This is a genomic window from Pseudomonas sp. CCC3.1 (genome assembly GCF_034347405.1).
Lineage (GTDB): Bacteria > Pseudomonadota > Gammaproteobacteria > Pseudomonadales > Pseudomonadaceae > Aquipseudomonas.
Genome location: NZ_CP133778.1, coordinates 5,613,191 through 5,637,809, shown reverse-complemented (window position 1 = coordinate 5,637,809; position 24,619 = coordinate 5,613,191). Strand labels below are relative to the sequence as shown.

Below are 24,619 nucleotides of genomic sequence, written 5' to 3'. Positions count from 1 at the left end.
TATGAGCGGAATCAAAAAACACCTTCTGACAGCACCTGCCCTGTGCATGCTGGCGGGCATGTCAACAGCCCATGCAGACACGCCTTACGTGGTTCCATCGCCCATTCTCGCTGAGTCGAGCATCTCTGCCGAAGACGCCAAACTGCCTCTGCCGACGGGTAAAGAGTGGGACAGCTTTCATGGCCAACTGAGTTCGCAAAAGTACTCACCGCTAACACAAATCAACAAGGACAACGTCGGGCAGTTGAAGAAGGTCTGGCAGTATTTCACCGGCGACATGTCTGATGGCACCGGCAAAATCCCTGCGACCGTCTGGTCCGCCACCCCGATTTTTGCCAACGACACGCTGTACATCGGCACGCCTTTTTACCGGATCATCGCGCTCGATCCCGAGTCGGGCAAAGAGAAGTGGACCTTTGATACCAAGTCCGCCTTAGTCGCCGATACACAGCCCGCGCTGAAGTCTCGCGGCGTGGCTTACTGGCAGGAAAAAACCCGCAAGCGGGCGTGGCGTGTCAGAAAGTCGTGTACCTGGGCAACATGACTGCGCAGCTCTACGCGGTCGATGCTGACACCGGCAAGCCGTGCGAAAACTTCGGCAAAAACGGCGTGGTGGATGTTAACCAGTGGAACAAAGTCAACGCCAAATGGCCGTTGTCGCAGTTGCAGCCGCCCACCGTTATCGGTGACAAGCTGATCGTCGGCTGGGCCGGTAAAGACTGGGAATATGAAGTCGAATCGCCAGGTTCGCTGTTTGCCCTGAACGCCCGCACGGGCGAGCTGGAATGGGAATTCAAGCCGATCCCTGATGACGAAGCCCTGAAAACCGGCACGGCCAACATCTGGACCGCCATGTCATATGACCCGGCCCTCGGGTTGCTGTACATCCCCGTGTCCTCACCGTCGCCCAACTACTGGGGCGGCAATCGGACACAACCGATTCCTCTCGGCACCTCGACCACCGCACTCGACATCAACACCGGCAAAGTGGTGTGGTCACGTCAGTGGGTTCACCACGACATCTGGGACTACGACATCAACTCTGCCCCGACCCTGATGGACATCACCGTCAATGGCAAACCTGTGGCGGCGCTGGTTCAGGCGACCAAAATGGGCTTCCTGTTCACGGTTGACCGCCGTACCGGTGAAGACGTGTGGCCGATTGAAGAACGCCCTGTACCAAAAGGTGAGGCTGACGGCGAAGTCTACTCACCGACCCAGCCCTTCCCGACCAAGCCTGCTCCGTTGCTGGATCAGTCGAAAAAACCGGCTATCTGGAAAATCGCTGACATTGTCGGCTTTGGCCAATGCACCAAAATGTGGGACGGCCTGGAATACAACGGTATGTACTCGCCGCCTGGCCTCAAAGGCAACGGCGTGCTGGCCTACCCGGACAGCGCCGGTGGCGTGCAGTGGGGCGGTGTAGCGTTCGACCCGGTCAGCCAGGTCGCCATCGTCAACACCTCGCACATCGTGCAAATGATCAAGTTGTGGGATCGCGCCTCATACGACAAACAGCCTAAAGACGCTGGCAACGAAAACGGTTTCTACCCGCAGATTGGCGCGCCTTATGGCATGTCATTGTTGAACGCGCAGAACTGGGCCGGCATGCCGTGCTGGGCTCCGCCGTTCGGTGAACTGGTGGCCATCGACATGCACACCGGTGACGTGAAATGGCGTCGTCCGATGGGTGCGGTCCAGCAGTGGGGCTGGTACATGCCTGCCGACATGGGCTCGCCAACCATTGGCGGCCCGGCAGTGACGGCCGGTGGCGTGGTGTTCATCGGTGCATCGATGGACGCCAAGGTTCGCGCCTACTCACTGGATGACGGCAAAGAACTGTGGTCGGACATCGTAATGGCGCCAGCCGTCGCCAACCCTGCCGTGTACGAATACAAAGGCAAGCAATACGTGGCCTTTGTCGCGGGCGGCAACTCGATCATGAAAGATCAAGTGGGCGACCAAGTCGTGGTGTACGCACTGCCGAAGTAGAGGTGCTGCTCGCGCAGGGCCTGCTTGGGCTCTGCGCGAGCGCGCTGCAAACCGGTTTCGTAGCAGTTGCCGAGTTTCACGAGGCTACGTCCGATTGCGTAGCGATCGTAAATGCTAACTGACAGACCGCGGTGCTTGATTTTACGACTGCTACGCAGCCGGACGCAGCCGGACGCAGCCTCGCGGTGCTCGTCAACTGCTACGAGATTTCGTTCGCAGTTCATCCAAAGTGGACACGCTTAACCGCAGGTTATAGGTCTACGAAACCCAAGGCGATTGGCGGATGATCTCGACGAAGTTCATCGGCTTGAAGCGTGGGTCGATGTCCACCAGCACGTCAGCGTTAACCGTGCCGAAGGTCGTGTCGGGGCGGTGTTTGAAGCCGTTGGCGAACGCACAGAGGATGCACTCCTTAAACCCTTCACCACGCGGATGCGCATGCACAACGGCTTCGCGGTGCTCGGTGGGGAACGCCGCGTAGTCGATGCCCAGCACATCCATTTCAACGCCCGCCGTCACCAGCGCCACGTTTGGCCGCAGGTGTTGCGGCACGCCCGGCGTAGTGTGCAGCGCGATGGCCAGCCACACTTGTTCGACATCGTCGTCGCTCAGGCCGAAGGGTTTCATGAAGGCTTTGGCGCTGTTGGCGCTGTCCACTTCAAAGCGCTCGTTGTCGGTGCGATGACCTTCTACCAGCCCCAGGTCGTGGAACATGGCGCCGACGTAAAGCAGTTCCGAGTCGTAGGCCAATTGTTTGCGCTGGCCGCTCAAGGCGCCAAACAAAAACACCCGGCGTGAGTGGTTGTAGAGCAGATCGGACTCCACATCACGGATGTACTCAGTAGTGGCTTTAGCCAAGGCGCTGTCCGGGATGACGATGCCTGCGATGGTCTGACTCATGACGAACTCCTCGATCAAGCACCGGGGTGGCGCTGTGGATTTCAGTGTGGGCGCAGCAGCCCATGGCAACAATCGACACGCAGGTGCGATTCGTGCCAATCAGGTTGCAATGCCGGCCATGCTTTTTGACGGGCTTGCCACAGGGCCCGACAGCGGTATTTGATGGTGCACCCCTCTGATGGCTGACCCCGATGACCCTGAGCGTAGCGTTGATTGTTTTCCCCGGCGTGCAGGCGCTGGATGTGACCGGCCCGCTGGACGTCTTCGCCGAGGCCAATGCTTTTCTGCCACCTGAGAAGCGCTACCAACTGGAGGTGCTGGGGTTGGCGTCAGGGTTATTGGCCTGTTCGAACGGGTTGTCGATTCAGGCGCACCGACATTTTTCTCAGGCCAAAACAGGTTATGACCTGGTGTTATGCGCAGGCGGCCCGGCGCTCCCCGATCAAGATTTCGGCCCTGACTTTGATCGTTGGCTGCGGGGTATTTGCCGAAAATCTCGTCGATTTGGCTCTATTTGCAACGGTGCCCTGATGCTCGCCCGCGCAGGTTTACTGAACGGTCGCCACGTGACGACGCACTGGGGTGACGTCGCCGAACTGGCGCGTTTGTGCCCAACGGCCAAGCTGGAAGCTGATCGCCTGTATGTGCAGGACGACAACTTGTTTACCTCGGCTGGGGTGACAGCGGGGATTGATCTGTCGCTGTATGTACTGAGTCAGGATCACGGCCCGGAGGTGGCGCTGAACGTCGCCAAACGGCTGGTGGTGTTTACCCAGCGCTCGGGTGGGCAATCGCAGTTCAGCCCGTTTTTGACAGCAGCCGCCCACAGTGATTCGCCAGTGGCTGCGGTGCAACGTTTTGTACAGGCAAACCTGCGCGCCGACCTGACCATCAGCGAACTGGCCCAGGCAGCCAACATGAGCCCGCGCAATTTCTCTCGGGTATTTGCCCGCGAGGCACAGGTCACCCCGGCGCAATTTGTCGAAGGTGCGCGGGTGGACGCGGCGCGTACGCTGCTTGAAAACCCTGCACTGGCACTCAAGACCGTGGCTTACGAATGCGGCTTTCGTGATGCACACCACATGCGCAGCGTCTTCATGCGCCGATTGGGCGTGTCGCCGCAGCAGTTTCGGGTGAACTTCGCGGCGATGGTGTAGCTCGCGCCTACACGTCAGTCGTTTAGAAATCGCCCCACAATTGCTGAGCCACGGCCAGTGCCACGACGGGTGCGGTTTCGGTGCGCAGCACGCGCGGGCCGAGGCGCGCAGGCTGAAAGCCCGCCGCTTGGGCGTGATCAATTTCGTGATCGGTCAGGCCGCCTTCAGGACCGATCAAAAACGCCAGGCGCGCGGGCTTGGCATGGCTGGCCAGCGGCTCGGACACGGGGTGCAGAACCAGTTTGAGGTCGGCCTCGGTGGTTTTGATCCAGTCGCCGAGCAGTACCGGCGGGTGAATCACCGGCACACGTGAACGGCCGCATTGCTCGCAGGCGCTGATCGCCACTTGCCGCCAATGCGCCAGGCGCTTGTCGGCACGTTCATCCTTGAGCCGCACTTCGCAGCGCTCACTCATGATCGGGGTTATTTCTGTGACGCCCAGTTCGGTCGCTTTTTGAATCGCCCAGTCCATACGCTCACCACGGGACAAGCCCTGGCCCAGGTGAATGGCCAATGGTGACTCGACCTGCCCGTCAAAGACTTGATCGAGCACGACGCGCACACGCTTTTTACCGACTTCCAGCAAACGCCCCAGAAACTCCTGACCTGAGCCGTCGAACACTTGCAGGGCATCGCCCTCGGCCATGCGCAGCACACGGCCAATGTAATGCGCCTGGGCTTCAGGCAATTCATGTTCACCGAGGCTCAAAGGGGCATCGATAAAGAAGCGGGACAATCTCATTTAAGTTCTCTGAAAAAAGCCCTTTGTAGGAGCGAGCTTGCCTCGCGATCTTTTGACTTTAAAAAAGATCGCGAGGCAAGCTCGCTACTACAGGGGATTAAAATTAACCCGGGTCCCGGAAGTCAGGATGAAAGTTCGCGGGCACCGCCACGCTGATGTCGGTGCGGGTAGCGATGTCGATCCCTTCACTGGCGACTTCGGCCAGAAAATCGATCTGCTCGGGTGTGATCACGTAAGGCGGCAAGAAATACACCACACTGCCCAACGGACGCAACAACGCACCGCGCTCCAGTGCGTGCTGAAAGACTTTCAAACCACGCCGCTCCTGCCACGGATAAGCCGTTTTGCTGGCTTTGTCCTGGACCATTTCAATCGCCAGCACCATACCCGTCTGACGCACTTCCGAGACATGTGGATGGTCCGCCAGATGCGCAGTCGCACTGGCCATGCGCTGGGCAAGCGCCTTGTTGTTCTCGATGACGTTGTCTTCTTCGAAAATATCCAGCGTCGCCAAAGCCGCTGCACACGCCAGCGGGTTGCCGGTGTAGCTGTGGGAATGGAGGAAGGCCCGCAAAGTCGGGTAGTCATCGTAGAACGCGCTGTACACCTCATCGGTGGTCACGCAAGCCGCCAGCGGCAAGTAGCCACCCGTCAGCGCCTTGGACAAGCACAGAAAGTCTGGCGTGATACCGGCTTGTTCGCAGGCAAACATCGTCCCGGTGCGGCCAAAGCCCACAGCAATTTCGTCGAGGATCAGGTGCACGCCATAACGGTCGCAGGCTTCGCGCAGCAGCGTGAGGTAAACCGGGTGATACATACGCATGCCGCCCGCGCCCTGAATCAGCGGCTCGACGATCACCGCGGCCACCGTGTCATGGTGCTCAGCCAGGGTCTGTTCCATGGCCAGGAACATCGTGCGCGAGTGCGCTTCCCAGCTCACGCCTTCAGGGCGCAAGTAGCAATCAGGGCTCGGCACTTTAATCGTGTCGAGCAGCAAGGCTTTGTAGGTTTCGGTGAACAACGGCACATCGCCCACTGACATCGCGGCCATGGTTTCGCCGTGGTAACTGTTAGTCAGGGTCACGAAGCGTTTTTTGTTCGACTGGCCACGGTTAAGCCAGTAGTGAAAACTCATCTTCAATGAGACTTCGATACACGACGAACCGTTGTCGGCATAGAAGCATCGGGTCAGGCCTGCGGGCGTCATTTTCACCAGACGCTCAGACAGTTCAATGACCGGCTGATGGCTGAAACCGGCCAGGATCACGTGTTCCAGTTGATCGACTTGATCCTTGATGCGCTGGTTGATGCGCGGGTTGGCGTGGCCAAACACGTTGACCCACCAGGAACTCACCGCATCCAGGTAGCGCTTGCCTTCGAAGTCTTCAAGCCACACGCCTTCACCGCGCTTGATCGGGATCAGAGGTAACTGTTCGTGATCTTTCATTTGGGTACAGGGGTGCCATAACACGGCAAGGTCGCGCTGCATCCACTGATTATTCAGGCCCATTTCCACTCTCCTGGCGCTGGTTCCCGGCGTGTGCGGGCAAACAATCGCGCAAGACTATGCAATGCACAGGTTCGTAACAAGTCATTACGCCTGGAGATACACCCAAGAGATCAGGAAATGTCGAGTGGCGTTTACAAACCGTTACTTATAAACCATCGACGCAAACGCTCAATCATAAGTTCTAGCCTGGCAGGACTCTGGACCAATGCAATACGAACATAGCCTTTGCCGGCCAGACCAAACAAACTGCCGGGCGTCATTAAAATGCCCGTGTCGTTCAGCAGCTTTTGAGTAAACGCGACGTCACAATCCGCTGTGCAGCGGTCGGGCAATTTAGCCCATAAGAAAAACCCGCCTTCAGGGGGTGCAACTTTCCACCCCATCAGGTTTAAGGCGCCGACGACCATGCCAATACGCTGGCGATAGTCCTCGCTGATAAGGCTTGCGACCGGTTCCAGTTGTTCGAGCATTTCGGTGGCAACACGCTGAAACGGTAAAAACATGCCGAAATCACTATTGGCCTTCAGCCCCTTGAGTGAGTCAATCATGGAGGCTGCCCCTACCGCGAATCCAATGCGCCAGCCTGCAAGCCCACACGATTTGCTCAAACTGTGGAGTTCAATCACGCACTCCATTGCACCTTCAAGCCGCAAGGCAGAGCCCTGCAAGTACTGGGAAGCACCGCTGGGCAGGCGGAAATCCAACTCGACATAAGCCCTGTCCAGCACCACTTTCAAATGATGTTGGCGCGCAAAACGTACGGTGCGTTGCAAAGTCTGTTCAGTCACCACGACCCCGGTGGGGTTGTTCGGCGAACAAAGCACCAGCAAACGGGCATTTCTCAACTGCGTAGCCGTGATCTGTCGAACGTCAGGCTGACCAGACGCATCGCAGGGGAAGTACTCCACGCGCACCCCACGCTGCAAGGCACACGCCTGATAAACACTGTAAGACGGGTCGGGCAAGAGCAATGTCTCGCCCGGCTTCACAAACGCCAAAAGCGCTAAAAAAATACCTTCTTTACTGCCCTGCAAATCCACCACGTGATGGTGCGCACTGAGTCCAACAGCGGCTGAGCCCAAAAACCGACGCTGGTGGTAAGCCACAAACTGCTCGCGCAGGGCCAGATTTATATCGCCTCTAAACTCCCCATAGCCGTGCAGGCTTGCGTCATTGATGTAATGAGCCAAACGTTTGAGCCAATAGGCTGGGGGATGAACATCCGGATTTCCCACCGACAGATCGATAAGGCTGGGCAGTGGTCGCTCGCTGGTCTGTTGTCGCTCGCAGTAAAGATCAATCATCTGCTTGAGAAGGGCAAAGCCGGTAGGCGCCGGCTCAGCGATCGCGGTGACATCAAAGTTCGCTGCGCACTTCATTTGATGGGGCGCTCGAAATGCTCGCTCACTTGGCTGATTTGACGCTGGCGATACCGCGTTTCAAAAATGACCTTTTGCTCGGCGATTTGCCTGAGCACCCAGTCCCAATCTTCATTTGTTAAATCTGTATGGCAGGGCGTCAGCAAAAAGGCCGTGGTAACGGCTGCCGGATTATTATTAATTCGGTAATTGGGTACGATACTGAAAAGCGGGAACTGCACTCCCGTATTGGTCAACTGCCAGCAATGCTGCATAAAGGCCTTGGCCAATTCATCGTTCGTCACACCCCCGCCAGACAGGTCACTGGCAAACGGAATTGAAAATACAACTTCATGCCCTAATGTTTTTTCATTTAACTGCGTAAACAATGCCTGCCGTTCAATGGCAGCAACAAGCGCCTCTCGGCCTTGTTGAAGTTTAAAGACGTAAGCACCTAAACCTTGTTTTCCAAATTTCTTTAAAGCGACCCAACTGGAAAGAATGCCAGAAGCACCGCGTGAATTTTCAAACGTATAACGGTAGGCGCGCAGTTGTCCGGGTTCAAAGTCTCTCTCACTGAATCGATACTTTCCGTCACCCAGTTCATCCATAAAGCGACGGTCTTGGCTAACAAAGTAACTGTTGTTACACGGGCATAAACCGGTTTTATGGAAATCGACTCCGAATGAATCGAAGTGCGCAAGCCCCGAAAAACGTTCACAGATGGCCTCAAGACGCTGCGCAACGGCATTGCCTGGCAACAGAGTCTCTGGCAGACGCTTCAGCCCACCTTGCAGCAAGGTGAAATAAACCCAACCAATCACGCTGTCCAGGTGCAGGTAGGGCCGATAGCTCAACGCCTCGCGGCTGACGAAACCCTCCACGATCTCATGGATGACCCGCGTGTCTTCGCAGTTGAAATTGATCGTTGTCCCACCCGCACAAATGATGGCTGCTATTTTTTTTCCTTGTGCATGAGCCCGTTCCAATAGCAGGAGCAAAGCCTTTGGGCACATTTGCCCGGCCTCATTACTCGGTACTCGCCAGCAGTTGTCAGAGCCAAGGCCTAATTGGCTTGCGATGTGCTCCACGCAGTAATGCCCGCCCTCGCTACTGAAAACGACTGTCTCACCTGTCAATCCCTGGCATTGGGAATCTGGCAAGAGTCGGCTGAGGGCCGAACGAATCGCGTACATCAGGGTTATTTTTCCACCATTGCAGGCGATTCCCATGGCTTGATCCCAGCCCACCCATTTCCCCAGGGTTCGGGCGACTTTCTGCTCGACCAGCAAACTTTCGCCACCAAAGGTTTCCATCAAACTGTTGATGTTATAGGCATTGGCCAGATTGGCCGCCGCAACAGTGTCCGTGTCAGGCTCAGGAATAATATTAAATAGCGAGTATTTTGACTGAGGCCTTATTGAACCATTGAAAAAACTGGATATTTCCGTCATTAGTTCAGTTTCAGATAAGGGTTCACTCTGTACTGTGTTCAATTCTTCAAGAAAATTAAAGGGTCGTTGAGCAAATCTAGGCGTTGGCGTTAACGAGGGTGAATCAGTCTTATACGAGGACGTCCCAGCCGGTACCAAACAATTTATGAAGGCGTCGTACTCGACCATTTTTTGGGCTATAAGTGCTGTAGGACTTAATACCGAGTCGCTGACAATAGAATGATATTTATCGTGACGCCTTGTTAACGACATAGTTCTCAACTCCCGATTCTTAATTTTCCCTGACAATTTAAATATGCTGCACAGGCATAAATACCAGCAACCAAATCTGCCTTTCTTAAACCTGACTTACAAGCAGCGATATGTAACACACCATTGAAAACCAACCGCGATATATACCTTTTATCTATTTAACTTAAGCCTCATATATCCCATAAAGTTTCAACGCTATTTTTGTAAGCTTAAAATTGGACGATGCTGCATGAGCCATGACCAAGCACCCTCCTCAGGGTGACCTGCAAGCGTCCCACCCCCTTATGCCCGGAGGCAGGGTAAAAATTTAATATTCCCTTAACTTCGCCGGAACACTGTCAGATCGTATTTATCGATGGTTCAAAGCGAATTTTTCAGCTTTCATTCGATGTATAAAACACTATTCTTAGGCCCAGATTCCCACAGGATGTTGGCTATGCAGCTACGTAACTCTTCTTCTCGCTATGGCGCTGTCAGTATTTTTCTGCACTGGTCGGTTGCACTGGCGGTGTTTGGATTGTTTGCGTTGGGCTTGTGGATGGTCGGTCTCGACTACTACGACCCTTGGCGCAAAGAAGCCCCTGACCTGCATAAAAGCATTGGTCTGACGTTACTGGCCGTCATGCTGATCCGCGTTGTCTGGCGGTTCATCAGCCCGGCACCGCCAGCGCTTGAAAGCTATAGTCGTGCAACCCGTATCGGCGCCAAGTTGGGGCACGCGTTTCTGTACCTCAGCTTGTTTGCCCTCATGATCGCGGGATATTTGATCTCAACAGCCGAAGGCGTTGGTATCCCTGTTTTCGGTTTGTTTGAAGTACCGGCACTGATCTCCAGCCTGCCCGATCAGGCTGATGTTGCCGGCGTTGTGCACCTTTGGCTGGCCTGGACCGTGGTGATTTTCGCCGGTTTGCATGGTCTGGCCGCCTTGAAACACCACTTCATCGATCGTGATGTGACCCTGACGCGTATGCTGGGGCGCAAAGCCTGATGCTCAACCTCAATTCAAAAGGAATAGAACGCATGTTGAAAAAGACTCTCGCCGCTTTGGCACTTGGGACTGCACTGCTGACCGCCGGTCAAGCCATGGCTGCTGACTACACCATCGATAAAGAAGGCCAGCACGCCTTCATCGACTGGAAAATCAGCCACTTGGGTTACAGCTTTGTCCACGGCACGTTCAAGGACTGGAAAGGCACTTTCTCGTGGGATGCGGCCAAGCCTGCTGATAGCAAGATTGATATCACGCTGCAAACTGCCAGCTTGTTCTCCAACCACGCTGAACGTGACAAGCACATCGCCAGCAAAGACTTCCTGGACGTGTCCAAATACCCTGAAGCGACCTTCAAGTCGACCAAGGTTGTACCAACTGGCGACAAGACAGCTGACGTGACCGGCGACCTGACCCTGCACGGCGTCACCAAGCCTGTCACCTTCAAAGCAACGTTCAACGGCGAAGGCAAGGATCCATGGGGCGGCGAACGCGCTGGCTTCAACGCGACCACCACGCTGAACCTGAACGACTTCGGTATCAAAGGCCCAGGCCCAACCTCCCAGACCCTGGACCTGGACATCTCGCTGGAAGGCGTGAAAGCCAAGTAATAGCGGTGTTATACGGCTAAACAAAAACGCCCCCGACCTTTCGATCGGGGGCGTTTTTTTGTGTGCGGCTTATTTTGTGGGAGCTGGCTTGCCAGCGATGACATAGCTCCCGCCCCAGAAAAACCGAGGTGAAAGCATCGCCGGCAAGCCGGCTCCCACATAAGCGCAGTGTTAACTCAGCGGTTGCGAGTCAACAGCGCAGGCTTCTCGCCGCGAGGGCGGTTCGGCAGTTGATCCAGCTGCTCAGGCGTCAGGAAGCGATCGGTTTTCGATTCCTTGTGCATGATCTTCGGCTGGTTCTCACGTGGACCTTTAACCGCTGGCTCTTGACGCGAATCATCACGCGCCGGGCGGTTGTTGTCGCGACGCGCCTGACCGTCACGGGGTGCACCGCTGCGTGGGCCGCTGCGCTTGGCTGGCGGGGTGCCAGTGCTTGCGCCGCTGCCAGTGCGCGGACCATTTTGACGACCGCCCGTACGGGCTGGAGTGCCAGCGCCAGTGCCGGTACCCGCGCCTTGCGCCGGAGCGCCCGGACGACGGCCGCGGCTCTGGTTGTTCTTGTTTTGGTACGGGCTGACGTAATCAGCGCGGTTACCAAAGTTATCCACATCGTCATCGCGGAACTCGTCCGGCGCACGATTGGTGTCGGCACGCGGGGTTGGCTGACGCTGTTCGCGGGCGGGCTGGGCTTCACGTGGTTTTTGCTCACGTGCCGGGCGCTCACCGCGTGCAGCGGCTGGCTTCTCTTTACCCTTGTCCTTGCCTTTGTCTTTACGACCGCCGCCACCGCCGCCGCCATTACCTGGGCCGTCGCCGCGTGGACCGCGTGGCGGGTTGCGCGGGTTACGCACATCCGGACGCTCGCGCACTTCAGGCTTTTCAGCTTCTACGGTGCTGGAGTCAAAACCCATCAGGTCGCCATCGGCGATTTTCTGCTTGGTCATGCGCTCGATGCTTTTCAGCAGTTTTTCTTCGTCCGGCGCCACCAGCGAGATCGCCTCGCCCGAACGACCGGCACGGCCTGTACGGCCGATACGGTGAACGTAATCTTCATCGACGTTTGGCAGCTCGAAGTTGACCACGTGCGGCAACTGGTCGATGTCCAGGCCACGCGCAGCAATATCGGTCGCTACCAGAATGCGCACAGAACCGGCTTTAAAGTCGGCCAGGGCTTTGGTACGGGCGTTTTGGCTCTTGTTACCGTGGATGGCCACAGCGCTGAGGCCGTGTTTGTCCAGGTATTCAGCCAGACGGTTGGCACCGTGCTTGGTGCGTGTGAAGACCAGCACCTGCTCCCATGCACCCGCGGTGATCAAGTGCGCCAGCAAGGCACGCTTGTGGGTCGCTGGCAGACGGAATACGCGCTGTTCGATACGCTCAACCGTGGTGTTCGGCGGCGTGACTTCAATGCGTTCCGGGTTGCGCAGCAGCTTGCCGGCCAGGTCGGTGATGTCCTTGGAGAACGTCGCCGAGAACAGCAGGTTTTGACGTTTGGCTGGCAGGCGCGCGAGGACTTTTTTCACGTCGTGGACGAAGCCCATGTCGAGCATCCGGTCGGCTTCATCGAGCACCAGGATTTCAACGTGGGACAAGTCAACACTGCCTTGGCCGCACAGGTCGAGCAAACGACCCGGGCAAGCAACCAGTACGTCAACACCGCGGGACATGGCTTGAACCTGTGGGTTCATGCCGACGCCGCCGAAGATGCAGGCACTGACGAACTTCAAGTCGCGGGCATAGAGCTTGAAGCTCTCGTGCACCTGAGCGGCGAGTTCGCGAGTGGGGGTCAGGACCAGTACGCGGGGTTGGCGCGGACCGTGACGCTGGGATTTGTCCGGGTGGCCATTGGGAAACAGCTTTTCCAGAATCGGAAGAGCGAAACCACCGGTTTTACCAGTACCTGTCTGAGCCGCGACCATCAAATCGCGACCTTGCAACACGGCGGGAATGGCCCGCTGTTGCACCGGAGTAGGCTCGGTATAGCCCGCAGCTTCAATGGCGCGGACTAAAGCCTCGGAGAGACCGAGGGAAGCAAAGGACATGAGTAATCCTGTTTTAGTTAGGGCTTGGCCCAAAGGGATAGTCTTGCCTGGCGTGAATGGCGTTTAAGGTGACGCAATCCCGTCCGGTCCTGCTCCAGTCCTGAAGGCCCACTCACACCGCTCGCGCTGGCCGAAAGCTGCGCCGTAACGGGGTGGAATGCCTTGTACAAGGACGAGCGGCCGGGCGTAAGCCTGGCGGAAAACCCGGAGTATAACAGAGCAATCACGGCGCGCCGATTTCATGCTGCTCAACGGTTTTGTGCAGCTGTAAGGCACATCCCCTGTAGGAGCGAGCTTGTCTCGCGATCTTTTGATCGTTTAAAAGATCGCGAGGCAAGCTCGCTCCTACAAGGTTCGTGTCAGCGTGGCAGCTTCAGGTTGTTCCAGATCGCCAGGCTCGGCTCAGACTGGTTCAAGGTGTAGAAGTGCAGCCCTGGCGCGCCGCCGTCCAGCAAACGCTCGCACATTTCGCTGATGACTTGTTCACCAAAGGCCTGAATGCTATTCGCATCGTCGCCGTAGGCTTCCAGTTGCTTGCGAATCCAGCGAGGGATTTCTGCACCGCAGGCATCAGAGAAACGCGCCAGCTTGCTGTAATTGGTGATCGGCATGATGCCCGGCACGATAGGAATCGTGACGCCCGCCGCCCGCACACGCTCGACAAAACGGAAGTAGCTGTCGGCGTTGAAGAAGTATTGGGTGATCGCACTGTCGGCGCCAGCGTGAGCCTTGCGCACGAAGTTGCTGATGTCGTCTTCGAAATTGCGCGCCTGCGGGTGCATTTCCGGGTACGCCGCCACTTCGATGTGGAAGTGATCGGCTGTTTCTTCACGAATGAAGCTCACCAGGTCATTGGCGTAACGCAATTCGCCACTGGCCATGCCCATGCCCGAAGGCAGGTCGCCACGCAGCGCGACAATACGCTTGATGCCCGCTGCCTTGTACTGGGCCAGCAGACCCCGTAAATCGTCCTTGCTGTCACCCACGCACGACAAATGCGGGGCCGCAGGTACTTTTACTTCGCTCTCCAGTTGCAGCACGGTGTTGATCGTGCGGTCACGGGTCGAGCCACCGGCACCGTAGGTGCAGGAGAAAAAATCCGGGTTGAAGGTCGCCAGATGGCGAGCCGTGTTCATCAGTTTTTCATGCCCAGCATCGGTCTTGGTCGGAAAGAACTCGAAGCTGAAACGACGGTCTTGAGACATGGTCAAATCCTTGGCAATACGAAAGCCGGACGCGAACCCGCCCCCCACAGGGAGAGCGGGCGGTCTGAACTAAATCAGTAGCGGTACGCTTCTGGCTTGAACGGGCCTTCGACGGTGACGCCGATGTAGTCAGCCTGTTGCTGGGTCAGTTGCGTAACCACGCCACCGAAGCCGCGAACCATTTCCAGGGCCACTTCTTCGTCGAGTTTCTTCGGCAGAACTTCTACGGTCAGACGCTCAGCTTGCAGCTCGGCTGGCAGGTCAGCGTATTTCTGCGCGAACAGGAAGATCTGCGCCAGTACCTGGTTGGCAAACGAGCCGTCCATGATGCGGCTTGGGTGACCTGTGGCGTTGCCCAGGTTAACCAGACGGCCTTCGGCCAGCAGGATCAGGTAGTCGTCGTTCTGTGGGTCGAATTCGCCCAGGCCAGTACGGTGAACCTTGTGTACCTGTGGCTTCACTTCTTCCCATGCCCAGTTTTTGCGCATGAAAGCCGTATCGATTTCGTTGTCGAAGTGACCGATGTTGCACACTACGGCGCGTTTTTTCAGCGCAGCCAGCATGTTTTTGTCGCACACGTTGACGTTACCGGTGGTGGTCACGATCAGGTCGATCTTGCCCAGCAGCGCAGCGTCGATGCTGGCTGCGGTGCCATCGTTCTGGCCGTTGATGAACGGCGAAACCACTTCAAAGCCGTCCATGCACGCTTGCATGGCGCAGATCGGGTCAACTTCGGAAACCTTAACGATCATGCCTTCCTGACGCAGCGATTGAGCCGAGCCCTTGCCCACGTCGCCGTAGCCGATGACCAGCGCTTGCTTGCCGGACAGCAGGTGGTCAGTGCCACGCTTGATCGCATCGTTCAGGCTATGACGGCAGCCGTACTTGTTGTCGTTTTTGCTTTTGGTCACCGAGTCGTTCACGTTGATCGCCGGGATCATCAGCTCGCCTTTGGCCAGCATGTCCAGCAGACGGTGTACGCCGGTGGTGGTTTCTTCGGTCACGCCGTGGATCTTTTTCAGCATGGCCGGGTATTTCTTGTGCAGCAGCTCGGTCAGGTCGCCGCCGTCGTCGAGAATCATGTTGGCGTCCCAAGGCTGGCCATCTTTGAGGATGGTTTGCTCAAGGCACCACTCGTACTCTTCTTCGGTCTCGCCTTTCCAGGCAAAAACCGGGATACCGGCAGCCGCGATAGCAGCAGCGGCCTGGTCCTGAGTCGAGAAGATGTTGCACGACGACCAACGCACTTCGGCGCCCAGGGCAACCAGGGTTTCGATCAGTACGGCAGTCTGGATGGTCATGTGGATGCAGCCCAGAATCTTCGCGCCCTTGAGCGGTTGTTCTGCGGCATACCGACGACGCAGCCCCATCAGGGCCGGCATTTCGGATTCAGCGATGAAGGTTTCGCGACGGCCCCATTGGGCGAGGGACATGTCAGCGACTTTGTAGTCGGTAAAACCTGCAGGCGTGTTTACAGCGCTCATTAAGAGCCTCCATTCGTTTAAATCGCGAATGGGCGCCGTTGTGCGTTTAGTGCCTGCTCAGGGAGCCCTGAACAAACAACGCCCCATCCGAGCCTGACAGGTTGAACCTGCTGCAGCGCCCCTCGGACAGGTGGCGGGAAAACGGTACCAGGAAAAAATGACCGTTTTTGAAGCGAGGGAGATTATAGCCATCCGCAACGATGTTCCCAAGGTTTTATCCAAGGCTTTTTCATTTGCCTAATCGAGACCATAGTCCAAGGTTAATAGAGCTTAACGCTGCGGTCTGACATCATGGCCCGCATCTTAGGCAAGACGGTCAGGAGCGAATATGAATTTTCACACCCGCAAATGGGTTAAACCCGAAGACCTAAACCCCAACGGCACCTTGTTCGGTGGCAGCTTGCTGCGCTGGATCGACGAAGAAGCCGCGATTTACGCCATTGTTCAACTGGGCAACCAGCGCGTGGTCACCAAGTACATCTCCGAAATCAACTTTGTCAGCGCCTCGCGCCAGGGCGACATCATCGAACTGGGCATCACGGCCACCGAATTTGGCCGCACCTCAATCACCCTGACCTGCGAAGTGCGCAATAAAATCACCCGCAAAAGCATCCTGACGGTCGACAAAATGGTCTTCGTCAACCTCGGCGAAGACGGTCTGCCCGCACCACACGGGCGCACCGAGATCAAATACGTCAAAGACCAGTTCGAAGACGAGAAGAAAGACTGATCATCTTTGAGCTTGTAGTCGCTGCCGCAGGCTGCGAAGGGTTGCGTAGCAACCCGTTTATGCGAAGCCCCATCGGTCCCCATCGCAGCCTTCGGCAGCGACTACAGGTTTTGAGTGAACAGCCTCTCGCCGGGCGTGTCGTACGTTTACACACGCCAACGGTCATGAAGCCCCATGAGCACTCAAAACAGCGGCAAAACCCCCAACCTGTCGGCTGAAGAAGAGCACGACGTCACCAAAAACCAGCCGCCACGGGCCGCCGTTCTGCACGAGATCATTCGTTTGCAGGGCGACCAGGAGCTGGAGCGCAGTATTGCCGCGCTCTTCTGGTCGGCACTCGCCGCCGGGCTGACCATGGGTCTGTCACTCATGGCCATGGGCTTACTCAACTCGCGGTTGCCCAGCGCAGAAGGCTTTAAGGTCATCGCCAGTTTTGGTTACTGCGCGGGTTTTCTGGCGGTCATCCTCGCTCGCCAGCAACTGTTCACTGAAAACACCCTGACGGCCGTATTGCCCATCATGAGCAAACCGACGCTGAACAATTTCGGGCGGTTATTGCGTCTGTGGGCGGTGGTGCTGGTGGGCAACTTGATCGGCACCTTGCTGGTGGCCTACGTGATGCTGCATTTGCCGATTTTCGACACTCAGACCGACATGGCCTTCCTTGAGATTGGGCGCAAGGTGATGGAAAACGACACCAGTCAGATGTTCTCCAAGGGCATTATCTCGGGCTGGATGATTGCAACCATGGTGTGGATGATCCCCTCCATGGAGAGCGCCAAGATGTGGATCATCATCCTCATCACCTACCTGATGGCCTTGGGTGACTTCACTCACATCGTGGTGGGCACGGCCGAAGTTTCCTATCTGGTATTTGCTGGCGAGCTGCCGTGGAAAGACTTCTGGCTGGTCTTTGCGGGCCCGACCCTGGCGGGCAATATCATCGGTGGCAGCTTCATCTTCGCCCTGATCAGCCATGCGCAAATTCGCAGCGACAACAAAAAACCGGCCCAGAAATAAGCACAGCATCTGTAGGAGCGAGCTTGCCTCGCGATCTTTTAAGCGATCAAAAGATCGCGAGGCAAGCTCGCTCCTACAGCCCACTAAATCACGTAATGCGCGATGGCCACAAAGTGCAGCAGGCTGCCAGCAATCACGAACAAATGCCAAATGCCGTGGGCATGGCGCAGACGATGATCCAGGGCAAAAAAGATAATCCCCACGGTGTACATGACCCCGCCTGTGGCCAGCCAGATAAAACCGGCGGTGCCCAAAGCAGCCAGCAGCGGCTTGACCGCCACCAGCACAATCCAGCCCATGACCGCGTAAATCACAATCGACAGAATGCGTGCTTCGGAACGCGGCTTGATCTCTTGCAGCATGCCGATCACCGCCATGCCCCAGACAATCCCGAACAGCGACCAGCCCCACGGCCCGTGCAGCGTCACGAGACAAAACGGGGTGTAACTGCCCGCGATCAGCAGGTAAATCGACAGGTGATCAAACTTTTGCATGATCACCTTCGAACGCCCGCGCACGCTGTGGTAAACGGTCGACACGCTGTACAACAGCACCAGCGTCACGCCATAGATGGCCACACTGACAATCTTTTGCGGGCTGCCGTCCAGGCACGCCATGACCAACAACCAGATACTGCCTGCCGCAGCCGCCACAGCCCCCACCAGGTGGGTCCAGGCGTTGAGCTTTTCCCCGTGATACATGTGCAACATCCTCAATAACCGACAGTGCGACTGTGTCACCTTGTTACAAGATAAGGGTCAAGCCTGCGACCTTAAAGGGCAATACGGCGATCGTCTCGCCTTATTCACCCCTCCCCCAGCACCAACCTCTCCAGCCCCAGCAAATCCGGGATCTTCGCCACGTAATCCCCCACTTGCACCGCCGCACGCTCCAGCGAACTGAGCGGTACGTCGACGAAGTTCAGTTGGCTGTCGAGTCGGTAGGAGCGTGGGATGCCTTGCACCACCAACCCTATGAATTTAAGGCGCGGGTCGCCGCTCAGGGTGTTGAGGATGACGATGCGGGCGCGCTCGCCCATGACCAAAGGGCTGCCGCAGGCAGCTTCGAAGCTGATCAGCGGCAGTTCGCGGTCGCGCCAGGTGATTTGTCGCAGGTGCCAAGGCGCAGAGTCGCTGCTGGGCTCGCCGCGCTGCCAGTCGATGAGTTCCGCTATCGCAACGTTGGGCAGTAACAGGTAGCGATCTGCCAGCGGCAGCAACAAGCAGGTCAGGCTGCCCACGCGGTGATCAAGCATTCAGGTTGCTCCAGTAGGCGATACGCTCCAGCAACACCGACTCTTGATACGGTTTGCCCAGGTAGTCGTTGACCCCGATGGCCATCGCGCGGTTCTGGTGCTTTTGGCCGGTACGCGAGGTGATCATGATGATCGGCAGGTCTTTGAGGTACGGGTCGTTGCGCACGCGGGTGGCCACTTCAAAGCCGTCCATGCGCGGCATTTCGATGTCGAGCAGCATCAGGTCCGGGGTGTGGTCATCCAGCACGCTCATGGCGTCGACCCCGTCTTTGGCGGTGATGACATTCATGCCGTTACGTTCGAGCAAGCGGCTGGTGACTTTGCGCACAGTGACCGAGTCGTCGACTACCAGCACCAGCAACGGACGCACCGCCGGGGTGAATTCCATCAGGCCGTTGGCGTCCTGGTTCGCCTGCTGTGAGGGCTGACGGGCCTGGTGCGCGCGGATGTAAGCCAGCAAGTCGAGGATCAACACCACTCGGCCATCGCCCAGGATGGTGGCGCCCGACACACCTTGCACCCCGGTAAATTGCGGGCCGAGGCTTTTGACCACGATTTCTCGCGAGCCCGCCAACGCGTCAACTTGCAGCGCCACGTACTGATCCTGGCAATGCACCAGCAGCACCGGCAATGACTGGTTTTGCCCCACCAGTTTGGGCTTGCCCACGGTTTGCAGCAGTTCGCCCAGGTAAAACAGGTCGTAGTCCTGGCCGCCGTAGTGGTACATGTGCGGGTCTAGCTGGTAGTAATCTTCCAGCTCGTGGGGCAGAACCCGCACGATGCCTTCAACGGTGTTGAGAGCAATGGCGTACTGCTCGTCCGCGCACTGCACCATCAAGGCGCGGTTGAGCGAAACGCTGAACGGCAGGCGGATTTGAAAATGCACGCCCTGCCCCGGCACCGAGTCGATGGTCATGCTGCCGCCCAGTTGGCGCACTTCTTCATGCACCACGTCCATGCCGACGCCTCGCCCGGAAATCTGGGTGATTTTTTCAGCTGTCGAAAAACCGGGCTGCAAGATGAACTGCAACACGTCGCGGTCGCTGATGCTCACGTGCGGGTCCAATAAGCCGCGCAATATAGCTTTGCGCCGCACCGCTTCCAACGGCACGCCGGCTCCATCGTCACGAATGTCGAACACCACATCGCCGCCTTCGTTAGACAGCTCAAGGGAGATCAGCCCCTGCGCAGGCTTGCCGCTGGCCTGGCGGATGGCAGCGGGCTCAAGGCCGTGGTCGACGGCGTTGCGCAACATGTGTTCAAGCGGGGCGACCATGCGCTCCAGGACATTACGATCGATTTCGGCTTCGGCATTGATGACGCTGAATTCGACCTGCTTGCCCAGCTCACTCGCCACTTGTCGCACCACGCGCTTGAGGCGTGGCAGCACTCGCTCGAACGGCACCATGCGGGTGCCCATCAGACCTTCTTGCAACTGGGTGTTAACCCGCGCTTGTTTTTTCAACAGGCTGTAGGCGTCCTGGTTGCGCGCCGCTAGCGTGGCCTTGAGGTCGAGCAGGTCGGAGGCTGATTCGAAGAGCGCACGCGACAATTGTTGCAACTGCGAATGGCGATCCATTTCCAGCGGATCGAACTCATCGTAAGCCACGCCATCGACTTCGGTGTATTGGCGGCTGTGGATACGGCTCTGGGTTTCGGTGTCGAGCCGACGCAGTTGATCGTGCATGCGCTCAAGCGTGGTCTGCATTTCGTTGAGGGCGGTTTTGCCGTCGTTGACCTGCTGCTCAAGGCGCCCGCGAATGATCGAGTTTTCACCCGCCAGGTTGACCAGTTCTTCCAGCAATTCAGCCGGCACTTTGAGGGTGTCCAACCCGGTCCGCTCAGCCTCGGGCACCGGCTCCGGCTTGCTCGGCGCTGGCGGCGGAACAGCTTTGCGGGTGCTGCGCTCAACCTTGCGAATGTGTTCGATCAGCACCTGCGGCGAAGGCACCGGCTGGCCGCTGCGCAGGGCATCGAGCATTTGCGCCAACTGATCGTGGCTGCGCTGCAACAAGGTAAACAGCTCGGCACCCGCCGTCAGAAAACCCAGAGAAATATCTTCAACAAGGGTTTCCAGCTCGTGGGCAAAATCGCCAATGGCGGCAATTTCAACCATGCGCGCGCCCCCTTTGAGGGTGTGCAGGTCGCGCAGCAGGTTTTCGACTTCCAGGTGGTTTTGCGGCTCGCCCTGCCAGCGCAGCAGCGCCGCCCCTGAGCTTTCGAGGATGTCGAAAGCCTCTTCCAGAAAGATGTCCAGCAGCTCCGGGTCGGTAACGCTTTGCTCGACCGCAGGCACCACTTCAGGCTCGACGCTGTTCGGCTCGGCTGACGGCGTGTTGTAGAGTCTGAAACCGCGAATGGCCTCGATCAGTTCGATGGGGTCACTCAAGGGTTGCTGGTGTTGCAACTGTTCGAGCAGGACCACCAGTTGCGCGTGGCTGAGCTCCAGTAAGCGGGACAACGTCGGGCTGTCGCTCAGGCGTCGATCCAGCAGCCCTTCGTAAAGGTGCTCCAGTTCATGGGCCAGGTCGCCAATCGGCACGATCCCGGCCATGCGCGCACCCCCCTTGAGGGTGTGCAAGTCACGCTGCAACGAGGACAGCGGCGCCAGATTGTCGGGTTCATTGAGCCAGCGCTGTAACGCCTGGCCCGCGCTGTCGAGAATATCCACCGCTTCTTCAAGGAAAATGGCGACGATTTCATCGTCCATTTCCTCGCTCTGCTCAGCGCCCAATTGCGCGGTGGCGGCGCCCAGCTCAGTGATGTCCAACGTCTGGTGGCCGTCTCGACGAATCAAGCCCGTCGCATCAGGCGCCAATCCTTCATGCAGCAGCGCACGCAAGGCGGCAATACGCTGGGGTTGCGGGGTGATTTCTTGCCCGGCCGCCAACTGGTCGAGCATGTTGATCAGTGCTTCATGGGCCTCATCGGCCTCGTGGAAGAACCGCTCGCTCACCACCAAACTGCTTTCTTCAACGGCGCCGTACACATCGAGCAAGGCTTCGCACAGCGCGTCGATGGGTTGCAGATCCAGCAAAAACGCCGACTCGCCCAACGTGGTCAGTTGGTCCAGCAAGGTGTCGAGCCCGTCGCGCTCATGCGGGTTCTGTCGCCAGTGACGCAGCACGTCTTCGGCATCAAACAGAATGTCCATGCTCTGCGCCAGAAACTCGGCGGTGCGTTGCGGGTCACGCGCCGTCGTCAATCCGCCTGCGGGCGCGTCCAAAATGCTTTGCAAGCGCCGCAAGACGCATTGCTCAGTACGCTTGATCAAGTCCCGAGCACCGCGAATCTCGCTCAGCGGGTCGACATCGAGCTGTTTGAGGCCGCGATGCAGCAAGCTGTCGGCCTCCAGCAACAATTGGACTTCATCTATGTCCAGCGCAATGTTGTGGGCCTTGTATTCACGCACCAGATAATCCAGCGGCGTTGCCAGCTCGGCCATTCTGAGCACGCCCGCCATGTGCGCACTGCCTTTGAGGGTGTGCATGGCGAGTTGCAAATCGTCGGTGGCGTACAGCGGCAGTTGCTCGCTGGCCAGGTCAATAAAGTGGTTCAGGCTGTCGAGGTGGGTTTGCGCTTCGTGACGAAAAATGTCCAGCAATTGCGGGTCGAAGCCGGGGGTTTGCTGCTCGATCAACAGCGGCAACGGCTCGCCTCGGGACAGAGAATGCGCACGCGCGGCCAGTTGATCGACGTCTTCGTGCTGACGCTGGTTCCCTTCGGCAAATTCCTGAATCAATTGCGCCAGCTTCACCAGCACTTCATCCAACAATTCATACATCGCCGGGGTGGGGGCCACTTTGTGCTCGATCACGCGGTTGAGCAGGTTTTCGACAGCCCACGCCAGCTCGCCCAGCACCAGCGCACGGACCATACGCCCGCTGCCTTTGAGGGTATGAAAAGAACGCCGCAGGATAGCCAGCGCGGCACTGTCGGCCGGGTTGGCGATCCACTGCGGCAAGGCGTCATGCAGGGCGACCAGGACTTCGTCGGCCTCTTCCAGAAAGACCTCCAGCAACTCCTCATCGATGGGCTCTTCGCCCGCAGGCGGCGGCAACAGACTGCTGGGAATGTGTTGCGCCGGTGGGTTGACCTCCGACAGCGGGCCGGCCAGCACCTCGGCCAGGCTTTGCATCACCTGGGGATCATCCAGGATCTGCATGTCGTGCATGACCATAACTTCATTGGGGCTGAGCCGGTCATTGAGCACCGGCACATTGTGCTCGACCGGCGCATAACCCAGCTCGACCAGGCTTTTTTCAGCCCGTACCAGCACCTTTTCTCCCGCGGCTCCGGGGTCCAGAGCGAGTCGCTCCAGATAGTATTCGATGCTGATCAACGCATCCGCCAAATGGTCCAACTGCTCGTTGCGCGGCAACGGGCCGACCAACAGGTGCTCGACGACAAAGTCGTGGCAGCCTTGCAGCAAGCTGGCGGCGCGGCTCAGGGGGATCATGGCCAGCGCGCCACGGATTTGCGTCAGCAGGTCGGGCAGCGCTTGCAGGTGCTGGCGGTCGTGGTTGTCGGCCAGATAATCGGCGATCAGGTCTTTGACTTCTTCCAGTCCGATGCGCGCTTCTTTGATCACCAGTTGGTGGATCTGCATCAAGTCGGTGGTGGGCAGGCGGCTCTCTTCTCGGGACGAAGGCTCGACACTGCCAACCATTCCGGCCAACGTGGATTCGACGTACAACAGGGCCGCAGCCACGTCCATCAAGACCGCGTCAGTCGGTTCTCGCTGCCCTTGGGCGATGCCTTGCACCACGGCCAATTGGTTGATGATGACCTTGCGCGGCTGCCCAAAACCGAGCACCGCCAGCGTGTCGGCAATCTGCCGCAAAGGCGCCATCAGGCTGCTCAACTCCGAGACATGCAGGCGGTCGCTGCGCACAAACAGGTCGAGGCGCTCCTTGACCCGCACCAGTTCTTCGCACAAAGCCGCCACCACCGAGCGCATGGCGTCTCGGTCAGGGCCAGCCAGTCGCGCCCGCTCTTCATCGACCATGGCCGCATCGGGCATGGCTTCATCCAGCTCATAACGATTTTTCAGCGCGAGCATTTTGGTGGTCGGCTGTTCCGCTTTGGCGATGTAAAACAGCAGGCTGGTGAGCAAATCGTCAGGCGCAGGCTGATTGACGCCCTCGATGCCTTGCTCCAGCAGGCGCTTGAGTTCTTTTTCCGATTCACTCAGCAGGCTGCGCAAGGCCGGGCTATTGGCGACGCGCCCCCGCAACATGCCGTCGACCAGCGCCGAGGCGACTTTCCACAAGGCATTGAGCGGCGCGCCCTGACACAGGCTTTCAAGCTGGCCAAATACATCAGCCAGCCGCTCCAGGTTGGCGCGCGCGTCTTCTTCGCCCAGCAAGCCTTGGAGTGCGTCATGCAAGGCGTGTTGCAACGCCAGTATCTGGTGCGGCCACTCGGCCGGGTGCAAGTGGGCCAGGGCGGCCTGATCCAGCTCAGGCAGCGTGTGCAATTCGGGGCTGAACAGACTGGTTTCAGAGAGCAGGGCCTCGCCACGGGCGGTGCGCAAATCGTTGAGCAACGGCAACACCACCAACGGCCAGTCACGTCGGGCGCTGTGCACGCGATCAAGGTACAGCGGCAATTGGCTGAACGCTTGTTGCAACAAGCGCAGGGCTTCGTCGAGCTGGCTGACCCGGCCCTGTTGCAGGGCGACCACCAACTGCTCCATCTCTTCAGCCAGTAAGGCAGCCCCGTAAAACTCGACCATCAGTAAACTGCCATGCACCTGATGAATGCGTTCCAGACACTGCGCCAGCGCTTGCGCGGCGGGTTGCCGGGCGTAGTCATCGAGCGCCACGCGAGCCTGTTTCAAGGTGTCGGCAATCTCGTCTTTAACCCACTCAAGGGCTACATAGTCGTGCCGGTCAACCATAACAACTCCAATCTGAA

19 protein-coding genes and 1 riboswitch are annotated in these 24,619 nt (G+C 57.9%); of the genes, 8 read left to right on the top strand and 11 right to left on the bottom strand.

The window, feature by feature from the left end; genetic code table 11:
• Position 1 precedes the first annotated feature (1 nt).
• On the top strand, positions 2–544 hold the full coding sequence (locus RHM56_RS24780; protein ID WP_322237000.1) for a PQQ-binding-like beta-propeller repeat protein: 543 nt from the start codon (positions 2–4) through the stop codon (positions 542–544).
• Positions 541–1,992, top strand: a complete 1,452-nt coding sequence (locus tag RHM56_RS24775) for a PQQ-binding-like beta-propeller repeat protein (RefSeq protein ID WP_322236998.1) — start codon at positions 541–543, stop codon at positions 1,990–1,992. Before RHM56_RS24780 ends, RHM56_RS24775 begins: the two co-directional genes overlap by 4 nt.
• Before the next feature lie 258 nt (positions 1,993–2,250).
• Here RHM56_RS24775 and RHM56_RS24770 read toward each other — a convergent pair whose 3' ends face one another.
• A complete protein-coding gene (locus RHM56_RS24770; RefSeq protein ID WP_322236996.1) occupies positions 2,251–2,892 on the bottom strand; it encodes an HD domain-containing protein in 642 nt (213 codons plus the stop codon).
• On the opposite strand from RHM56_RS24770, the gene RHM56_RS24765 reads away from it, so the two are divergent.
• Positions 2,891–3,055: a hypothetical protein gene (locus RHM56_RS24765; protein WP_322236993.1), complete on the top strand. Its 165-nt coding sequence runs from the start codon at positions 2,891–2,893 to the stop codon at positions 3,053–3,055. The genes RHM56_RS24770 and RHM56_RS24765 overlap by 2 nt on opposite strands.
• Before the next feature lie 28 nt (positions 3,056–3,083).
• Positions 3,084–4,049 carry a GlxA family transcriptional regulator gene (locus RHM56_RS24760; protein ID WP_322236991.1) on the top strand — a complete coding sequence of 322 codons (966 nt, stop codon included), beginning with the start codon at positions 3,084–3,086 and terminating at the stop codon, positions 4,047–4,049.
• Positions 4,050–4,071: 22 nt separating this feature from the next.
• Here RHM56_RS24760 and RHM56_RS24755 read toward each other — a convergent pair whose 3' ends face one another.
• The 4 genes from RHM56_RS24755 to RHM56_RS24740 all read right to left on the bottom strand — a co-directional run bounded on the left by RHM56_RS24755 (position 4,072) and on the right by RHM56_RS24740 (position 9,281).
• A complete protein-coding gene (locus RHM56_RS24755) occupies positions 4,072–4,791 on the bottom strand; it encodes a 16S rRNA (uracil(1498)-N(3))-methyltransferase (RefSeq protein WP_322236988.1) in 720 nt (239 codons plus the stop codon).
• 103 nt (positions 4,792–4,894) lie between these two features.
• Entirely contained in the window at positions 4,895–6,301 is a 1,407-nt protein-coding gene (locus RHM56_RS24750) for an adenosylmethionine--8-amino-7-oxononanoate transaminase (RefSeq protein ID WP_322236986.1), read from the bottom strand.
• Between the two features lie 131 nt (positions 6,302–6,432).
• Entirely contained in the window at positions 6,433–7,680 is a 1,248-nt protein-coding gene (locus tag RHM56_RS24745) for a pyridoxal phosphate-dependent aminotransferase (RefSeq protein WP_322236984.1), read from the bottom strand.
• Positions 7,677–9,281, bottom strand: coding sequence for a pyridoxal-dependent decarboxylase (locus RHM56_RS24740; protein ID WP_322241863.1), 1,605 nt, complete (start codon positions 9,279–9,281; stop codon positions 7,677–7,679). Before RHM56_RS24740 ends, RHM56_RS24745 begins: the two co-directional genes overlap by 4 nt.
• Positions 9,282–9,801: 520 nt before the next feature.
• On the opposite strand from RHM56_RS24740, the gene RHM56_RS24735 reads away from it, so the two are divergent.
• Positions 9,802–10,353, top strand: a complete 552-nt coding sequence (locus tag RHM56_RS24735; RefSeq protein ID WP_322236982.1) for a cytochrome b — start codon at positions 9,802–9,804, stop codon at positions 10,351–10,353.
• A 32-nt stretch (positions 10,354–10,385) separates the two neighbouring features.
• On the top strand, positions 10,386–10,964 hold the full coding sequence (locus RHM56_RS24730; RefSeq protein WP_322236980.1) for a YceI family protein: 579 nt from the start codon (positions 10,386–10,388) through the stop codon (positions 10,962–10,964).
• Positions 10,965–11,140: 176 nt separating this feature from the next.
• Here the strand turns inward: RHM56_RS24730 and RHM56_RS24725 are convergent, their stop codons facing one another.
• From RHM56_RS24725 to ahcY, 3 genes are all read right to left on the bottom strand, one after another.
• The gene (locus RHM56_RS24725) at positions 11,141–13,006 is read right to left on the bottom strand and encodes a DEAD/DEAH box helicase (RefSeq protein ID WP_322236978.1); all 1,866 of its coding nucleotides are present in this window, start codon (positions 13,004–13,006) and stop codon (positions 11,141–11,143) included.
• A 359-nt stretch (positions 13,007–13,365) separates the two neighbouring features.
• On the bottom strand, positions 13,366–14,211 hold the full coding sequence (metF, locus tag RHM56_RS24720) for a methylenetetrahydrofolate reductase [NAD(P)H] (protein WP_322236976.1): 846 nt from the start codon (positions 14,209–14,211) through the stop codon (positions 13,366–13,368).
• A 74-nt stretch (positions 14,212–14,285) separates the two neighbouring features.
• Positions 14,286–15,695 (bottom strand): adenosylhomocysteinase, encoded by a 1,410-nt coding sequence (gene ahcY / locus RHM56_RS24715; RefSeq protein WP_322236974.1) that lies wholly within the window; start codon positions 15,693–15,695, stop codon positions 14,286–14,288.
• A gap of 23 nt (positions 15,696–15,718) precedes the next feature.
• Positions 15,719–15,825, bottom strand: a riboswitch (S-adenosyl-L-homocysteine riboswitch).
• A 198-nt stretch (positions 15,826–16,023) separates the two neighbouring features.
• Between ahcY and RHM56_RS24710 the strand changes: the two genes are divergently transcribed.
• Both RHM56_RS24710 and RHM56_RS24705 read left to right on the top strand, forming a co-directional pair.
• Positions 16,024–16,425: an acyl-CoA thioesterase gene (locus RHM56_RS24710; RefSeq protein ID WP_322236972.1), complete on the top strand. Its 402-nt coding sequence runs from the start codon at positions 16,024–16,026 to the stop codon at positions 16,423–16,425.
• Positions 16,426–16,599: 174 nt separating this feature from the next.
• Positions 16,600–17,445: a formate/nitrite transporter family protein gene (locus RHM56_RS24705; protein ID WP_322236970.1), complete on the top strand. Its 846-nt coding sequence runs from the start codon at positions 16,600–16,602 to the stop codon at positions 17,443–17,445.
• A gap of 83 nt (positions 17,446–17,528) precedes the next feature.
• On the opposite strand, the gene trhA is transcribed toward RHM56_RS24705, so the two are convergent.
• The 3 genes from trhA to RHM56_RS24690 all read right to left on the bottom strand — a co-directional run bounded on the left by trhA (position 17,529) and on the right by RHM56_RS24690 (position 24,602).
• Positions 17,529–18,146: a PAQR family membrane homeostasis protein TrhA gene (gene trhA / locus RHM56_RS24700; RefSeq protein ID WP_322236968.1), complete on the bottom strand. Its 618-nt coding sequence runs from the start codon at positions 18,144–18,146 to the stop codon at positions 17,529–17,531.
• A 104-nt stretch (positions 18,147–18,250) separates the two neighbouring features.
• On the bottom strand, positions 18,251–18,700 hold the full coding sequence (locus RHM56_RS24695) for a chemotaxis protein CheW (RefSeq protein ID WP_322236966.1): 450 nt from the start codon (positions 18,698–18,700) through the stop codon (positions 18,251–18,253).
• Positions 18,693–24,602 carry an Hpt domain-containing protein gene (locus RHM56_RS24690; RefSeq protein ID WP_322236963.1) on the bottom strand — a complete coding sequence of 1,970 codons (5,910 nt, stop codon included), beginning with the start codon at positions 24,600–24,602 and terminating at the stop codon, positions 18,693–18,695. Before RHM56_RS24690 ends, RHM56_RS24695 begins: the two co-directional genes overlap by 8 nt.
• Between the last annotated feature and the right edge of the window lie 17 nt (positions 24,603–24,619).

Bases quoted from the DNA above. Each gene is read 5' to 3' on its own strand.
- RHM56_RS24780 (WP_322237000.1), top strand. From the start codon at position 2: ATGAGCGGAATCAAAAAACACCTTCTGACAGCACCTGCCCTGTGCATG.
- RHM56_RS24775 (WP_322236998.1), top strand. From the start codon at position 541: ATGACTGCGCAGCTCTACGCGGTCGATGCTGACACCGGCAAGCCGTGC.
- RHM56_RS24765 (WP_322236993.1), top strand. From the start codon at position 2,891: ATGACGAACTCCTCGATCAAGCACCGGGGTGGCGCTGTGGATTTCAGT.
- RHM56_RS24770 (WP_322236996.1), bottom strand. From the start codon at position 2,892: ATGAGTCAGACCATCGCAGGCATCGTCATCCCGGACAGCGCCTTGGCT.
- RHM56_RS24760 (WP_322236991.1), top strand. From the start codon at position 3,084: ATGACCCTGAGCGTAGCGTTGATTGTTTTCCCCGGCGTGCAGGCGCTG.
- RHM56_RS24755 (WP_322236988.1), bottom strand. From the start codon at position 4,791: ATGAGATTGTCCCGCTTCTTTATCGATGCCCCTTTGAGCCTCGGTGAA.
- RHM56_RS24750 (WP_322236986.1), bottom strand. From the start codon at position 6,301: ATGGGCCTGAATAATCAGTGGATGCAGCGCGACCTTGCCGTGTTATGG.
- RHM56_RS24745 (WP_322236984.1), bottom strand. From the start codon at position 7,680: ATGAAGTGCGCAGCGAACTTTGATGTCACCGCGATCGCTGAGCCGGCG.
- RHM56_RS24740 (WP_322241863.1), bottom strand. From the start codon at position 9,281: ATGGTCGAGTACGACGCCTTCATAAATTGTTTGGTACCGGCTGGGACG.
- RHM56_RS24735 (WP_322236982.1), top strand. From the start codon at position 9,802: ATGCAGCTACGTAACTCTTCTTCTCGCTATGGCGCTGTCAGTATTTTT.
- RHM56_RS24730 (WP_322236980.1), top strand. From the start codon at position 10,386: ATGTTGAAAAAGACTCTCGCCGCTTTGGCACTTGGGACTGCACTGCTG.
- RHM56_RS24725 (WP_322236978.1), bottom strand. From the start codon at position 13,006: ATGTCCTTTGCTTCCCTCGGTCTCTCCGAGGCTTTAGTCCGCGCCATT.
- metF (WP_322236976.1), bottom strand. From the start codon at position 14,211: ATGTCTCAAGACCGTCGTTTCAGCTTCGAGTTCTTTCCGACCAAGACC.
- ahcY (WP_322236974.1), bottom strand. From the start codon at position 15,695: ATGAGCGCTGTAAACACGCCTGCAGGTTTTACCGACTACAAAGTCGCT.
- RHM56_RS24710 (WP_322236972.1), top strand. From the start codon at position 16,024: ATGAATTTTCACACCCGCAAATGGGTTAAACCCGAAGACCTAAACCCC.
- RHM56_RS24705 (WP_322236970.1), top strand. From the start codon at position 16,600: ATGAGCACTCAAAACAGCGGCAAAACCCCCAACCTGTCGGCTGAAGAA.
- trhA (WP_322236968.1), bottom strand. From the start codon at position 18,146: ATGTATCACGGGGAAAAGCTCAACGCCTGGACCCACCTGGTGGGGGCT.
- RHM56_RS24695 (WP_322236966.1), bottom strand. From the start codon at position 18,700: ATGCTTGATCACCGCGTGGGCAGCCTGACCTGCTTGTTGCTGCCGCTG.
- RHM56_RS24690 (WP_322236963.1), bottom strand. From the start codon at position 24,602: ATGGTTGACCGGCACGACTATGTAGCCCTTGAGTGGGTTAAAGACGAG.